The organism is Prevotella sp. P5-64, from assembly GCF_002251285.1.
In the GTDB taxonomy this organism is placed as follows: domain Bacteria; phylum Bacteroidota; class Bacteroidia; order Bacteroidales; family Bacteroidaceae; genus Prevotella.
The window spans coordinates 75,378-89,267 of record NZ_NPJK01000005.1 but is presented as its reverse complement, the minus strand read 5'-3'; the positions used below and the strand labels follow the sequence as shown (position 1 = coordinate 89,267).

The window sequence follows — 13,890 nt, the reverse complement described above, 5'->3', positions numbered from 1 at the left end:
AACCATAGTGTCGTCTATAGACTACATCATTTCTCTTTTAAACCAAAGTTCAAATACACTGTCAGCAAGGACTATACCCTCTTTCTCAATGGTGATAATCTCTTTGTCAACCAAACTTTTCTTTATACGGTCTATATTTGACTTACTACCCAAAGGATATATTTCAGAAACCGTTTGAGTGGTAAATCCTGAATGTATGCCTTTGCACAAAAGACGAATGAAGTTGAGCTGATAGGTCGTAAGCCCCTCTGTCTGTTGTATAAAGAGACTGCTGTTTTGCTCCAACAGAGCCTTCAAGCCTTCTTCGAAATTCTCCTCGTTTACTTCTTTTTCTGTTTCTGCCATAACGTTCCATGCAAGTTGCTGCACATAAGATGAGTAATTCTTTACCACTTGGCATATTCTGCCAGCATACTCTTCTGTTATCTTCTTGCCGTACTTCTCGAATCGAGAACAGATGAAGGGGACCCAATATTCCGTAGGAATACACTTGAGATGCAGCATCTCCCCAAACTGATAAAAAGGCATACGACGACTTTGGAAAATATTTTCCATCAGATGCTTCTTACTGCCAAAGAAACAATAAGACACATTTTGATGATGCTGCCAAACACCGCGTAGATGTTTTTGTATAGTCAGCGAGTCTGTGAACTCTCCTATCTGCTGAAACTCGTCAATACATACTACAAGGCGAACGCCCTGTTCCTTGGCAATACGTTCAGGAAGATTCAAAATTTCCTCTGGAGAATAATCCTTAGGCGTTATACCCAATGATACAGAAAACTCAGAGTTAGGTTCTGGGCTAAATGAAATTTTGGGCGAGATTCTAACCAAAAAACGCTTGATGTTCTCCATTACTTGCTCCAAATGTTTGCCAGTGGACTTCATGATTGTTTCGGCAAATCGGTTATAGAAATCATATTCACTTCTGCAGTCATATATATCCATATAGACGATTTTTAGCATAGGGTTGTCAATCTCGGAAATCACCTTTTTTATAAGAGAGGTCTTACCCATGCGTCTTGGAGATATAAGAATAACATTAACGCCATTTTCAAAGTCAAGCTTGATACGCTTGGTTTCTTCAATTCGGTCTGTAAAGTTATTACCTCCGACCGACATACCATATACAAAAGCTTTCTCCATAATCTTTACTCCTTACTTAATTAGATTACAAAGGTAATGAAAAAAGAAGTAGTCCACAAGGTTGTGGCCCACAACTTTGTGAACTTGATTGAAAAATCTCATAAAATAGACTCCCTCTTCATATATTTCACCTCTGTTTGTCCGCGTCGCCTCTTCCTTTTATAATCATATCTGTCAATCCATTCGCCAAACGCAAAAGCGAACAAAACCGTCTTATACTTCAGGATGACATTATTCTCTTTTTAATATGGCTGCAGCATATTGCAACTCCACTTTTCCACTTTGCCACTTGTTACGTGAATCATGCTTGCTCGATGTGCAATTTCAATGCTTACGTCTATTCATTATTGTACTTGTACGTCTCAACTGGAGTTCCCCTTTTTCATGTCAGCACCAATGTGCTCTACGTCTATAGCCGATTTTCATGGTGCTTTCCTCATGTGCCACATCTCTGCTTTGGGTTGCATGTAAAAATTAAGTTTAACTATGCCAAACCCTTAATAGAGGAAGATATAAAGAATTGGCAGAAGAAATTAGAATTTGAGAAACAGTCAGAGTGGAAGAAACGCGTAACCGCCGTCAATCAGAATCTAAAGGTAAAGGAACTGACAAAAGAGTATAAGTCAAAATACCTCAACACCAACAAACGTGTGGACTTGAGATATGTTCTTGCTGCCTATGATCCTGAAAATGAAACCTTTCCTGTGTATATCAAAAATGTAGATACGTTATTCATAAAAGTCCCTATTGCGCAAGCTCCGACTTTTAAGGAAAAATGGAAAAATGATGTTAAAATAACACCGAACTACGATATTGTTAACGATAGAGCCGCTATTGTTTCATTCTCATTCAAACTGGGCAACAATGTATATAAATCGCTTAACAACTATGTGCCTGACCAGAATTTGTCTGCAAATATAGATTTGCCAGAAATAATAGTTGACGTAGCTGACAATAAAGTACAAACGACACCGCAATCATTACAAAAAGTGAAAACTCAGCCTGTTACTATAATAGACCGTACGATAGACAAAGACATTCCTGTCTCTTCTGTCAACTCTTCGAATACGTTTGCCTTCATAATAGGCAATGAGAATTATCAGAATGTGGCGAGTGTTCCTTTCGCAGTCAATGATGCAAAGATCTTTTCTGAGTATTGTCATAAAACATTAGGTCTTCCGAAAGAAAACATAAAGGTTTATATCGATGCTACTTATGGTAAGATATTGGGCGCGTTGAGTACATTAAAACAGATTTCGCAAGCATACAAGGGTGATATAAATGTTATTTTTTACTATGCCGGTCATGGAGTGCCAAATGAAAAGAACAATGAAGCCTATCTGCTGCCAGCAGATGCCACACCATCTATGTTGGAGGCATGTTTACCACTAAGTGGTCTGTATTCTTCAATCGGAAGCATCGATGCCAAGCAAGTCATAGTTTTTATGGATGCCTGTTTCAGTGGTAGCCGTAGAGAAAACGGTATGATTGTTTCTGCACGAGGTGTAGCTATCAAGCCAAAGAAAGACATGGAGACTGGTAATGTAGTAGTCTTTTCTGCTGCAGATGGGAGCGAAACAGCTTATCCATATAAAGAGAAAGGACATGGCTTGTTTACGTATTTCCTACTTAAAAAGTTAAAGGAGTCACGTGGAAATGTAACTCTTGGCGATTTGGCAGATTATATCAAGACCAATGTATCGCAAAAGTCAATAGTTGTGAATAACAAATCACAGACTCCTACCATTTCATCATCTGCCCAAATGCAGGATGTATGGCGCACGATGAAACTGTTTAGGAAATAAAATATGATTATCCGTTATGCAGGTTGTGTCCGCTTTCTGGATATATCATATATAATATAAGGTGAAAAAATCAAATCAATAATAGAGCCCCTTAAAGAAGGGGCTCAATTATAACAAACAAGTCGGAATATGTTTGCCAATTGTCATTCCTCAGAAGCGTTGTCTTCCAAAACTTGGGATTACCAAGTTTTACAAAGACATTCTTATCCCGAACTCAGGGTGAAATGGCTGATGCTTGAAGACGAGTGGAAGCACGTAAGGAGAAAGAAACAAAAGAAAAGGCTCGGCAAGAAGCCGAAGCCAAAAGTGAAAGCATGGCTCGGCAAAATAGATACATAGAAGTGCTTGACAAGTTTACCAAGGAGGGACATGAATCTTTATCATCCTTTGCAAAAACAGATAGAGTCAACTTCAACGAGAAAGAATCGGCTTCCATATACTATGGCATTATGGCATCTGCTGTAAAGCATAATATTGGATTGGACTCTAAAGCCTGTATAGAATCGGCAGCAAAGAGGTTCTTATCTGATATGTCTTGGCATGGTTTTACAGACTTCAAGCAGGAATGTGTCGCCAGTTGGATAAAACTATTCGCCACGAATAAAGTTCAATTCACAGACAACGCCATTGACAACTTTCCCGCTTTTGTTGACCATATGTCATGTAGTGCAGACACATACGTTTCGCTTGGTGGCTCCAATGGCTGCGCTGACCAACTTACGAATTGGGACGGAACACAAAAGGTAGGGCTTGGAAGCGTTCCACAAAAGAAAGGAAAAGGGCTGGGGCGATAAAAGAACAGTGAATAGTAACATTCTATTCGCCAACAAACTTTTAGAATCGTAAAAACACGACAATTATACGAAACAGTAATGATTAGATGTGAGAAATCATATAGGCTTCTCACACCTAATCGAATACACGAATAATGTTACCAAACGAAATACACATCAGTTCTTCTTTTACAATAAGCAACAGCCACATCACGTGCCGCTTTAATTCTAGTTTTTTCAATATCCGTCTCACGTTGTGATTGCCTTTCAATGAGTTCAACAGCCCGTCTAGCTTCTGCATCTTTAGTTTGCTTGATTTGCATGCATAGTTGTTTGGCTTCAGTAGCACAAGAGCTTGTCATATCTATTTGTTGCAGATATTCGACTGCTGCATCAAAATTACCGTTAGAGAATTCTGCCCGAGCTTTCTGAATGACATTATTACATTCCTGCGTTTGGTATTGACGATAAATTGTAGTTATCTCGTTATTGACTTTTGTGTAATCTGAGATTGTCGCAGGACAAGAAAACAACAGAGCCAGTCCCTCACCATATTGTTGAATATTGGCAAAAGTGCGAGCACGTGATATAACAGAATTAAGATTATGCTGATAGTAATCTATGATTTTATCTTTTGCCTTATTCACAAAGTCTGTTAGACGTTTATCTTGGGCAGACAATTTAGAAATGGCATCTTTTATTGCGTCATCATCAGAGAATCCTTCCCCACGTACTGTAACGACACAACTTGCAAAAGTTGTGCTTGTGGCAAGATTGGTACAGACAAAATTGAACTGTATGTCGCTTGTATGTATATTCCTCATACCGCCTTCAACAACTTGTTTATTAACGAAACTAATCTCTGGCTTTATGGCAATGGTACTTACCTCGGCTGTTTCAACTCCACTTTCAGTCATGGCTGGCAAGAACTTGCTCCTCAGCATCTTTGCCGTATTATCACTTAATTGGCAATTACCAACAGGAAGCGCAAAGGCTATTTCTATTCCTTGTGCGAAAATAGTTGCATAAGAAGTCAACAAGATTGTCAATGTAAGCAAGACTTTTCTCATAATACACACTCCCGTTATTTAATGGTTACAATTAGCATATTGTTGCTTGTAGTTCTCTCAATCTTGATTCCAAGATTCCTGAAAAATGTCAACAACTTCAATCCAAACTTATTGATATTATACGTTCTTCCGTTCTCGTCTTTTAGCGGTATGCGAATATCGTCGAAGAGCATCTGCTTGTCGGTTGTTCCCTGGATATGGTAATTACCTTTATAGGCATTTTCTTCCACCCACATTTCCAAGGCATCGGACAAAGCAAGACCGTCTGCGCCAACCTCTTGCGACATAGAGCGAGATGATGCCTCGTCAATGCCGACTGTTACCGCTATGGATTGTCCGTTTTCAGCTATGTTCATCAGTTTCTCCTGCATGGTGTTCAAGAATTTGTCCATCCCTGCCTCAACAGCTCTTGATGTAAGTTTACCATAGTCATCGGTGTAAAACTTACCGCTTTCGCAAACTGCATTGGCAAGCGAATTTGCAGTAGAGGTTTCATAACCAGACAGGATTACTTTCATGGCATTGCCAGAAGGAGATTCCAACAGGTTTATTTCCGCTTCGACATAAACATCTGCACCAGACTGTTGTATAATCATAGTCTTAACATCCTGTTGTTGGGTATTGCCTAATGCGGTTGCTTTTGACAAGGCTTTTACCTTGGCAAAAAAATCAACTGTAGTATACCCCCTTTGATCGAATGCTTCCTTTATTTTGGTTAAAGCGATACGCTTATTCACGTCATTCTCCAAAACGGTACGTATGTCTTCACCTTGCATTGTATATGGTATGACCATAATCTTTGGTCGTGCCGTAGGTAAAGGAGTAACTTGAGACTCTATGTTTTGTGCCCATGTGCAGCAGAAAGCACACAGTCCCAATAATATTATTGCTATTCTTTTCATACTCATTTTTTGATAATTAAGTTACAACGAACTAAATTGTGAGAAGCTTTACTATTTTCAATAGCGATAATGACTTTGCGTGACACGCTGCATTCGGCGAATGACTCTCCAGAGAGTTTTGTCACCTTGGCCTTTCCAAGTTCAGATGGATAAGGTTTGCCATCAAGCATCTCTACTGATTCTATCGTAAACGTATCACCGACCTTGATTCCAGCTTCCTTGCCAACGTTGAGAAGTATCGTGCTTTTATCTATCGTCTTCAAGACTTTTCCCTTGACGGGGAAATTGATACGGAAATATTCATATATGTCGGATTGCAGGCTTTGCATGGCTGCTGTAACAGCACTCTCTGGCGACAGCATTTCCTTACTGCATTTTCCATCAAAACTCTGTGCCTCATTGCTTACGCCTGTCTCTACGTCAACAACTTTCAACTGAAATGCTACACTTGCTTTATAACCACGTGTGCTTCCGTCACTGTTCTTCATGCGATAAACCGGTATCTTAACAATATGTCCTGTTACCAACTGCTCGGCAGCAACAGCCGCACCTTGTTCTGCAAGATTATGGCTGTCGAGAAAAGCCTCGCTCTTCTGTAGTTCAAGTTCATCAACTACTTTATCGCGACTTGTTCTGTCAACTACAACAAAGCGGTGAGTGTTAGTCAGCATTTCCACAACTTTCTCTGTTACAAGTCCTGTGTATGGACTCTCTTCATCGCAGGTAAACTGAGTTACGCCTACGACAGGGCGGTCATCGGCTGCTAAAGAAACTTGCGTATACCCACAAAGGATACACGCAAGTATGACCGCATATAAAATGCGATAATTTCCCATCACAGATTCTTTGCAGTTTTTGCTGTTTCAATCATCTGCTTGATGGCTGCGACCTTCGCCTTTGACTCTTCAAGCAAGACAGGGTAAGCATCTTTTGTAAAGGCGAGAGCTGATGCTATCTTAGCTATTTTCATTGGATTCTTGTTAGTAGAAGATGCCTTGGTTGCAGCTTCTGCACCTTTCCCAGCCTCAGCGATAGAAACACCTTCTGCAGTTAGAGTTGTGCTTAATGCGACAAGTTCCTCTACAGTAGGTTTCTTGATACTTACGTCTGTAACACCATCCTTCGTCTCGCCAATCTGACGATAATAAAGGTCTTGGAGTAGAGCTGATGACGCAGCAGAACTGATGGCTGCGTTGTAAACACCCTGTACATAGGCGTCAACATCTGCAACTCCAGTTTGCTTTGGCTGCTTAGAGCAAAGTTTCTCCAATTTTGCACAACGGTCGATACTTGCCTTAATGTCCTCTTTGGACTGACCGAAACAGAATGATACCGACATTGCGAGCAATGCTGCGGTAACGAATAAAAATCTTTTCATCTTGTATTATTTTTAAGATGACTGCCTGGCTACCACAGCAGGGTTAATTTTTTATTGGCGAATATACAAAATAAAAGAACGTGGAGCCAGTCTGTCACTCGTTCCACGATTCGTAGGCCTTCGCATTGCCCTGTCAGTCCGAAACGAGCAACGCCGAAAGCCCCACGTATGTGTAAGTATATAAATACCCTTTCTTGGCAACGAATGCAAAATGCAACCGAAGCCAATTAGGGCTGTATACAATACACCCATGAGACGTTCCTTGTTGCTTTGTTCTTGACTGACAAATGAGTTTGCGAAGTTCACGAATCGTCAAAACCAAAGCGTCAGATACGCCTTTTACTATGTATATGTCTGCCCAACCTCTACCCATCGGGGCTTTCGGCATGGGTATAGACGATACAAAGATAACACTTTCATCTTGGAAACCACTTTGTTTGGCTGATAAAGTATGATTTTAATGTCCGATTTAACATTATTAAATATAAATATGTCAAAGAATTCCACTTTTGCGTGATTTTTCTCGCTAAAAAGTTCGTATTATCAATGATTATTCATACCTGTTGCAGCAACAGAATCCGCCACGCTTCCCATTTGAACAGCGAACCAGGGCGGGGCTTTTGCTTTTATGGGAACATTAAGATTATACACTAAACAGGCTGTTTCTATTTCGGAACAAATAGAACTACTAAAAAGTAGAGGCTTAAATATTGCTGATTCATCCAAGGCTGCAACATTTCTTGGAGAGGTCAGTTACAGCGTGTAGCTCGTCAATTCAATCTTCCACAGCATGAGGTGTTGGAAAGCTGGATGCGTAGTGTAACGGTCCTGAGAAACTGTTGCGCTCACCACTCACGACTTTGGAATCGTTATCTTTCCAACGCTCCACAAATGAAAGCCTCTTTACGTGGTGCGTGGGTTGACATTAATGGTGTTGATGCGAACAAAGTTTATGCTATAGCCTGTTGTATTGCATTCTGGCTTGATTCCATGGGATATGGATTGGACTTCAAGAATGAACTCAAATCCTTACTCGTTTCTTATCCCCAGGTAGATCCGGCAGCAATGGGATTCCCTAAGAATTGGATTTCGGATCCTCTATGGAGATAACTTTATAGATAAAATACAGATAAGCCTGTCGATAGTGAAAATTCTTCATTACCGACAGGCTTTCTTCTTGATATATGAACTATTTGATGTAAACAAGTCGGAATATGTCTGACAATTGTCATTTCTCAGAAGCGTTGTCTTCTTAAACCATTCATCCACATGCGGATGAATATACAATAACGTGCTCACATTCATGAGAAATGATGGCTTGGAGTTCCACGCCTCCGTCTACCCCGCCCCACCAACGAGTCTTGCCACAGTCGCAGCCAGGTTGTGGCGGGCCACCTCGGGCTGCATCAGCACGGCGAGCGGTCGGGGGTCGGCATCGTTGATGCCCGCAACCAGGTCAAACACTGTCGAGAGCTGCCCCTCGATATCGTCGACTGCGCCCGACAGCAGCCACGCCTTCACTCCATCGCGGCGGCAGCGCACCATCACCCCATAGGGAACCTTGCCCATAAATGTCTGAGCGTCAGACCTGCCCTCGCCCGTGATTACGAGGTCGGCATCACGGATGGCGTCGTCGAAATGGGCAAGCTCGAGCATGATGTCTATGCCCGAGCGGAGGTCGGCGTTGAGGTATGCCATGAGCGCATAGCCCAGTCCTCCCGCCGCACCTGCCCCCGGGTGGAGGGCGAGTAGTGACGTGGCGAGTCCGGCACGCTCAGTGGCACGGGCAAAGTCGCGCAGACGAGCGTCGAGAGCCCTGACCTGCTCGGGCGAAGCACCCTTCTGCGGGGCAAAGATGCAGGCGGCACCACGCTCGCCATACAGCGGATTGTCTACATCGCAGGCCACGGTGACTCTACACCGTGACGCCAGGCGCCGACAGTCGCCCAGGGCCTCTATCATGCCCCTGCCGCCGTCGCAGGTGGCGCTTCCGCCGATACCCATCACTATCTCGGTGCAGCCTCGGCTTACGGCATCGGCCATCATCTCGCCCACGCCATAGGTGGTGGCACGCATCACATCGCGCCGCCCTACGGGCACGAGCGTCAGTCCACTTGCCGCCGCCATCTCCATATAGGCGGTACGACCATCTATGGACACGGCATATTCGGCGGTGACAGGCTCCATCAGGGGGCCATGCACCTCGACGGTCACAGGGCGTAAGGGCAGCAGCCGGCATACACACTCGACCAGCCCTTCGCCTCCATCGCTCAGCGGCAACTGAACTACTGCGGCGTGGGGCAGGACTCTGCCTATGCCTTGGGCACACGCCTCGCATGCCTCCCGGGCAGAGAGACAGCCCTTGAACGAGTCGAAGGCTGCGACGACCTTGCGTACCGTAGCCCTGTGCATGGTGTTTTCCGGTCCCTGTATAGTCGGCATCATGGGAGATAGAGGCTGTTCTCCTGTCGCTCGCGACAGAGCGGTTCGAGATGGGCTGCCAGCATGGAGAGGCGCTGTCCGATGCCTCGGGCATGGACGGGGCACACCTGCACGCAACGCATACAACTGATACAGAGGGCTGGGTCGGTGGTCTGGGGATGGTCTGGCGCGATGGCTCTGGTGGGGCACTGGGCAGCACATGCTCCGCAGCCCTGACAGCGGTCATCGGCTTCGGGCACGGCGCATGGGCTATACTCGCGGTAAGGACGGTGACCCGGCAGAGTGAACTCGGGGATGGGCGCCGACAGGGCTGCGCGGGCAAGGATGGCAGCACCAAACTCACCAAGCTGCGCGGCGTCGCTCGCATCGGGGCGTCCGGCGGCAAACTGTCGGCACACGCTGTGCTCGGCGATGGCTGTCACGGCTGCCATCACCCGGAAGCCCGCTGCGGTGGCTATGTCCTGCATCTCTACGAGGGCGTCGTCGTAGGCGCGGTTGCCATAGACGGCGACTATCACGCACCGGGCGCCATGGGCGCTGACGCGTTTCAGCCGCTCTACAGCCAGCATCGGCACGCGTCCGGCAAAGACGGGCATGGAGATGACGGCCAGGTCATCGGCAGCAATGTCGGGATAAGCGATGTCATCCTCCCACGAGCAGAGTTCGGTGGCGGTGTCCGTGGTGCCGATGCCCGCACACAGCAACTCACTCACGCGTCGCGTGCCGCCAGTGGGACTGAATGTGATTTGATGTATAGTCATAGGTAAACACTATAATATGGTCACAAAAATACAAAAAAATACGCCAAGCGTGCAGTTTTTACGGAAAAATCATATACAGGGCAGTGCTTTGGGCGGTATATATGCCGGCGGTAGGCTGAGGGGCTGGTGCCACGATAATGAAATAATCGGAGACTTGGTACGGGACTTCAGGAAATAATTGCTAAATTTGTACGTGATAATATAAAAGCCTATGCGCAAGGCATATAAAGCAGACGGAAGCCCCGTGCTTTATATCGCCACGGCACAGTCTATGTACAATAACAAACAACCAATTGACAAATCATTATGAACAAATCGCTTATCCTATCGGCAGCGCTCTGCCTCGCGTCGCTCTTCGCTTGGGCAGAGAACACCCCCACCCCACGTCGACAACTTGCTCCGAAACCACCAATGGGATGGATGACATGGAACCTCTTTCAGGGCAACATCAACGAACAGCTCATACGCGAAACCGCTGACGCCATGGTTGAAGGCGGTTTCCGCGACGCCGGCTACGAATATATCTTCATCGACGACCTCTGGCAAGGCGGACGCGACCGTGAGAACAACATCATACCCGACCCGGAGAAGTTTCCGTCGGGCATAAAGGCGCTCGCCGACTATGTACACTCCAAAGGACTGAAGCTCGGCATCTACTCGGATGCGGCACAGCTCACCTGCGGCGGATGGACGGCGAGTCTGGGTTTTGAGGAGCAGGACGCACGCACCTTCGCCTCGTGGGGCATAGACTATCTGAAGTACGACTACTGCAACGCTCCTGCCGACAGTGCCACCGCCCGACAGCGCTACCGCACTATGGCTAACGCTCTGCAGAACTCGGGGCGCGACATCGTGCTCGGCATCTGCGAGTGGGGTCAGCGCCAATGCGAAGAGTGGTGCGAAGAGGTGGGAGGACAGCTCTGGCGTACCTCAGGCGATGTGCGCGATATGTGGAAGGACATCGTGAAACAAGGCGGCATGGGTATTCTGGACATCATCGACATAACGGCGCCTCTGGCAAAACACGCCCGTCCGGGACAATGGCCCGACATGGATATGCTGGTGGTCGGCCTGTACGGAACGGGCGGGCCGTCGAGCGACCTCGGTGGCGTAGGCTGCACCACGACCGAATATCAGACGCAGATGAGCATGTGGTGTATGCTGTCGTCGGTGCTTGCCATGACCAACGACCTGCGCAAGGTGACCGACGATGACCGCCGCATTCTGCTCAACAAGGAGATTATCGCCATCAACCAAGACGCTCTGGGCAAGGCTGCCGAACGCATTGTGAACCTGCCTGCGCAGCAGGTCTACATCAAACCGCTCGCCGACGGTTCGCACGCCGTGGCCATCCTCAACCCCTCGGACGAAGCCCAACGCATAAGCCTCAACTTTGCAAGCCTCGGGCTCAACGGCAAGTACACCGTGCGCGATGTATGGCAGCACCGAGACATAGCCCGGAAAGCCAAGAGCTGGAAAGGAAGCGTGGCCGCGCATGAGACAAAGGTGTTTGTGGTGAAGTAAGAAGACACCTAACCGACGAAAGACGAATAACAGGAGCATCTGGCAGCAAGCGAAGAACGCTGCAACCATGATGCTCCTGTCATCTTATAGCATACTGACAGCAACCGCGACAACCTCCTCTCTGCCTTCGGCGGCCGTCGCATAGGAGGAAGGGCGCAGCTATCGTCTGCGGACATCCCGAAAACAAGCCGTGTGGTCACCCGATACCAGTCACAATGACCTCGGGAAACCACACGGCTTGTCAATTAGACTCGCACGCCATCGGGGTGCGGAGGAAGGGAAATCAGAGAGCAGCCACAACCTCTACCTCTACGAGGGCATTCTTGGGCAGCGTCTTGACAGCCACAGCCGAACGGGCTGGATAAGGCTCGCTGAAGAATGTGGCATAGACCTCGTTCATGGCAGCAAAGTTGGCCATATCAGAGAGGAACACCGTGGTCTTGACCACATGGCTCAGGTCGATGCCTGCCTCGGCAAGCACATGGGTAACATTGGTGAGCGACTGGCGGGTCTGCTCCTTGATGCCGCCCTCGGCAAATTCACCTGTGGCAGGATCGATGGGCAGCTGGCCCGACGCAAAAACGAAGCCACCGGCCACAATGGCCTGGCTGTAAGGCCCCACCGCTTTGGGGGCGAGTTCAGAATGGATTACTTTCATCATATTGTCTGTTAGTGTATATATTGTCCTTCGGGTTACAAAAATACTATTTTTCCACGACAACCAACTATATTTTCCTGTATTTCTACAACTGCATGGCAGAAGCGGAAGCAGAGACTCTGGAGCCGTAAAGGAAGCAGAAAAGACAAGCAGCGGGTGTGTCATATCCTATGGATGACACACCCGCTGCCTCTATGTAGACTCTCTTATTACGGTTTCGCCTCTCAGAGCAATCTCCTCTATCGGCTTGTCTGCATCGGCAAGATGCTCCAACAGCAGTCGGCACCCCTCCTGCGCCATCTTGGCGATAGGCTGTTCGACAGCCGTCAGCTGGGGATGTACCAGGGTGGCAAGGGTCGTACCCGACATGCAGCAGAGCGCCACATCGTCAGGGATGCGCAAGCCGTGCTTCTGGATGACGCTCTTGGCTCCCAGGACAGCGGTCTCCGTAAATCCGAAGACGGCGTCAAAAGGCACTCCCTTGGCCAGATACTGCTCCATCACCCAACTGCCCTCTTCGGCCGACAATGCCGGCAGCAGGACATCATGCGACTGGTACTCGACATGAAACTTCTCAAGCGCCTCACGATAACCTCTCAACCGTTCATAACTGTTGCGGATATAAGACGGACCGGGAATATGGATGATGTGCTTGTAACCCTTGCGCAGCAAAGCCTCAACCATGAAAAACGCCATGATATAATCGTCCATGCGCACCTGGGAAGCCCTGACCCTCTCCACGGTTCTGTCAAAAAACACGATGGGGATGCCTCGCTCTATCACCTTATTATATAGATCTACGTTGCGCTCCTTGTCACAGGCACTCATCAAGATGCCATCGACGCGCAGCTGCTCCATCATCAGGATATTCTCACGTTCCTGCTCGGGATTCTCATTGGAGATGGCTATCATCACCTTGTAGCCCTGTCTGCGCAGGATGGCCTGTGCCTCGTTGATAAAGATCATATAAAACGTGGTGACGATTTCGGGGATGATGATGCCGATGTTATGGGTACTCTGCTGCCTGAGATGTACTGCCAGTTCGTTGCGATGATACCCCATCTGCTCAGCGGTTGCCAAAATCTTCTGCAGAGTTTCGGCCTTCACATTGCCGGTATCTCCCGAGAGGGCACGGGAGACGGTGGACTTGGAGATGCCCAGCACCCTTGCAATATCCATAATGGTGACGTATTTTGCCATATCTCTTTGGGTCTTTTGTCTATGCGCTTGTAAAGATACTTATTCTCCATGAGAGCAACAACAAAATGCGGATCTTTTTGGGAACGGTTGCAGAAAATGGGAACGGTTGCGAGAACGGTTGTGGGAAAAAAGATGCTTTTTTTCTTGAATTGCCTGCGAATTCACGCTACCTTTACAGCGTGATAAGGGAAGAGCAGGCTCTCTCTGAGAGTACTACTTCCCAACACCTAA

13 protein-coding genes are annotated in these 13,890 nt (G+C 47.0%); 4 read left to right on the top strand and 9 right to left on the bottom strand.

The annotated features are described in order from the left end of the window. Positions 1-21 precede the first annotated feature (21 nt). A complete protein-coding gene (locus CIK87_RS01400) occupies positions 22-1,146 on the bottom strand; it encodes an ATP-binding protein (RefSeq protein ID WP_094384828.1) in 1,125 nt (374 codons plus the stop codon). A gap of 398 nt (positions 1,147-1,544) precedes the next feature. On the opposite strand from CIK87_RS01400, the gene CIK87_RS01395 reads away from it, so the two are divergent. Both CIK87_RS01395 and CIK87_RS01390 read left to right on the top strand, forming a co-directional pair. Further along, positions 1,545-2,951 carry a caspase family protein gene (locus tag CIK87_RS01395; protein ID WP_158216170.1) on the top strand — a complete coding sequence of 469 codons (1,407 nt, stop codon included), beginning with the start codon at positions 1,545-1,547 and terminating at the stop codon, positions 2,949-2,951. Positions 2,952-3,196: 245 nt separating this feature from the next. After that, on the top strand, positions 3,197-3,745 hold the full coding sequence (locus CIK87_RS01390; RefSeq protein WP_254046487.1) for a hypothetical protein: 549 nt from the start codon (positions 3,197-3,199) through the stop codon (positions 3,743-3,745). Between the two features lie 137 nt (positions 3,746-3,882). Here the strand turns inward: CIK87_RS01390 and CIK87_RS01385 are convergent, their stop codons facing one another. From CIK87_RS01385 to CIK87_RS01370, 4 genes are read right to left on the bottom strand one after another with little or no spacing between them, the layout of a single operon-like run. Continuing rightward, positions 3,883-4,794 carry a hypothetical protein gene (locus CIK87_RS01385; protein ID WP_094384824.1) on the bottom strand — a complete coding sequence of 304 codons (912 nt, stop codon included), beginning with the start codon at positions 4,792-4,794 and terminating at the stop codon, positions 3,883-3,885. A 14-nt stretch (positions 4,795-4,808) separates the two neighbouring features. Next, a complete protein-coding gene (locus CIK87_RS01380; RefSeq protein WP_254046184.1) occupies positions 4,809-5,696 on the bottom strand; it encodes a DUF6175 family protein in 888 nt (295 codons plus the stop codon). Positions 5,697-5,698: 2 nt separating this feature from the next. Further along, positions 5,699-6,532, bottom strand: a complete 834-nt coding sequence (locus tag CIK87_RS01375) for a CsgG/HfaB family protein (RefSeq protein ID WP_044065103.1) — start codon at positions 6,530-6,532, stop codon at positions 5,699-5,701. Continuing rightward, a complete protein-coding gene (locus tag CIK87_RS01370; protein WP_144008062.1) occupies positions 6,532-7,074 on the bottom strand; it encodes a hypothetical protein in 543 nt (180 codons plus the stop codon). The genes CIK87_RS01375 and CIK87_RS01370 overlap by 1 nt, the downstream gene beginning before the upstream one ends. Before the next feature lie 891 nt (positions 7,075-7,965). On the opposite strand from CIK87_RS01370, the gene CIK87_RS14605 reads away from it, so the two are divergent. Further along, positions 7,966-8,184, top strand: coding sequence for a hypothetical protein (locus CIK87_RS14605; protein WP_254046188.1), 219 nt, complete (start codon positions 7,966-7,968; stop codon positions 8,182-8,184). 228 nt (positions 8,185-8,412) lie between these two features. Here the strand turns inward: CIK87_RS14605 and CIK87_RS01360 are convergent, their stop codons facing one another. Continuing rightward, entirely contained in the window at positions 8,413-9,519 is a 1,107-nt protein-coding gene (locus tag CIK87_RS01360; RefSeq protein WP_094384817.1) for a glycerate kinase, read from the bottom strand. Continuing rightward, positions 9,516-10,277 carry a 4Fe-4S binding protein gene (locus CIK87_RS01355; RefSeq protein ID WP_094384815.1) on the bottom strand — a complete coding sequence of 254 codons (762 nt, stop codon included), beginning with the start codon at positions 10,275-10,277 and terminating at the stop codon, positions 9,516-9,518. The genes CIK87_RS01360 and CIK87_RS01355 overlap by 4 nt, the downstream gene beginning before the upstream one ends. 306 nt (positions 10,278-10,583) lie before the next feature. Between CIK87_RS01355 and CIK87_RS01350 the strand changes: the two genes are divergently transcribed. After that, positions 10,584-11,801, top strand: a complete 1,218-nt coding sequence (locus CIK87_RS01350; RefSeq protein ID WP_094384813.1) for a glycoside hydrolase family 27 protein — start codon at positions 10,584-10,586, stop codon at positions 11,799-11,801. Positions 11,802-12,084: 283 nt separating this feature from the next. On the opposite strand, the gene CIK87_RS01345 is transcribed toward CIK87_RS01350, so the two are convergent. Together CIK87_RS01345 and CIK87_RS01340 are read right to left on the bottom strand one after the other, a co-directional pair. Next, positions 12,085-12,459, bottom strand: coding sequence for a RidA family protein (locus CIK87_RS01345; protein WP_094384958.1), 375 nt, complete (start codon positions 12,457-12,459; stop codon positions 12,085-12,087). A 192-nt stretch (positions 12,460-12,651) separates the two neighbouring features. Continuing rightward, positions 12,652-13,659, bottom strand: coding sequence for a LacI family DNA-binding transcriptional regulator (locus tag CIK87_RS01340; RefSeq protein ID WP_094384811.1), 1,008 nt, complete (start codon positions 13,657-13,659; stop codon positions 12,652-12,654). Positions 13,660-13,890: the final 231 nt, after the last annotated feature.

Excerpts from the sequence above, each read along its gene's own strand:
- CIK87_RS01400 (WP_094384828.1), bottom strand. The coding sequence starts at position 1,146 with ATGGAGAAAGCTTTTGTATATGGTATGTCGGTCGGAGGTAATAACTTT.
- CIK87_RS01385 (WP_094384824.1), bottom strand. The coding sequence starts at position 4,794 with ATGAGAAAAGTCTTGCTTACATTGACAATCTTGTTGACTTCTTATGCA.
- CIK87_RS01380 (WP_254046184.1), bottom strand. The coding sequence starts at position 5,696 with ATGAAAAGAATAGCAATAATATTATTGGGACTGTGTGCTTTCTGCTGC.
- CIK87_RS01375 (WP_044065103.1), bottom strand. The coding sequence starts at position 6,532 with ATGGGAAATTATCGCATTTTATATGCGGTCATACTTGCGTGTATCCTT.
- CIK87_RS01370 (WP_144008062.1), bottom strand. The coding sequence starts at position 7,074 with ATGAAAAGATTTTTATTCGTTACCGCAGCATTGCTCGCAATGTCGGTA.
- CIK87_RS14605 (WP_254046188.1), top strand. The coding sequence starts at position 7,966 with ATGAAAGCCTCTTTACGTGGTGCGTGGGTTGACATTAATGGTGTTGAT.
- CIK87_RS01360 (WP_094384817.1), bottom strand. The coding sequence starts at position 9,519 with ATGATGCCGACTATACAGGGACCGGAAAACACCATGCACAGGGCTACG.
- CIK87_RS01355 (WP_094384815.1), bottom strand. The coding sequence starts at position 10,277 with ATGACTATACATCAAATCACATTCAGTCCCACTGGCGGCACGCGACGC.
- CIK87_RS01350 (WP_094384813.1), top strand. The coding sequence starts at position 10,584 with ATGAACAAATCGCTTATCCTATCGGCAGCGCTCTGCCTCGCGTCGCTC.
- CIK87_RS01345 (WP_094384958.1), bottom strand. The coding sequence starts at position 12,459 with ATGAAAGTAATCCATTCTGAACTCGCCCCCAAAGCGGTGGGGCCTTAC.
- CIK87_RS01340 (WP_094384811.1), bottom strand. The coding sequence starts at position 13,659 with ATGGCAAAATACGTCACCATTATGGATATTGCAAGGGTGCTGGGCATC.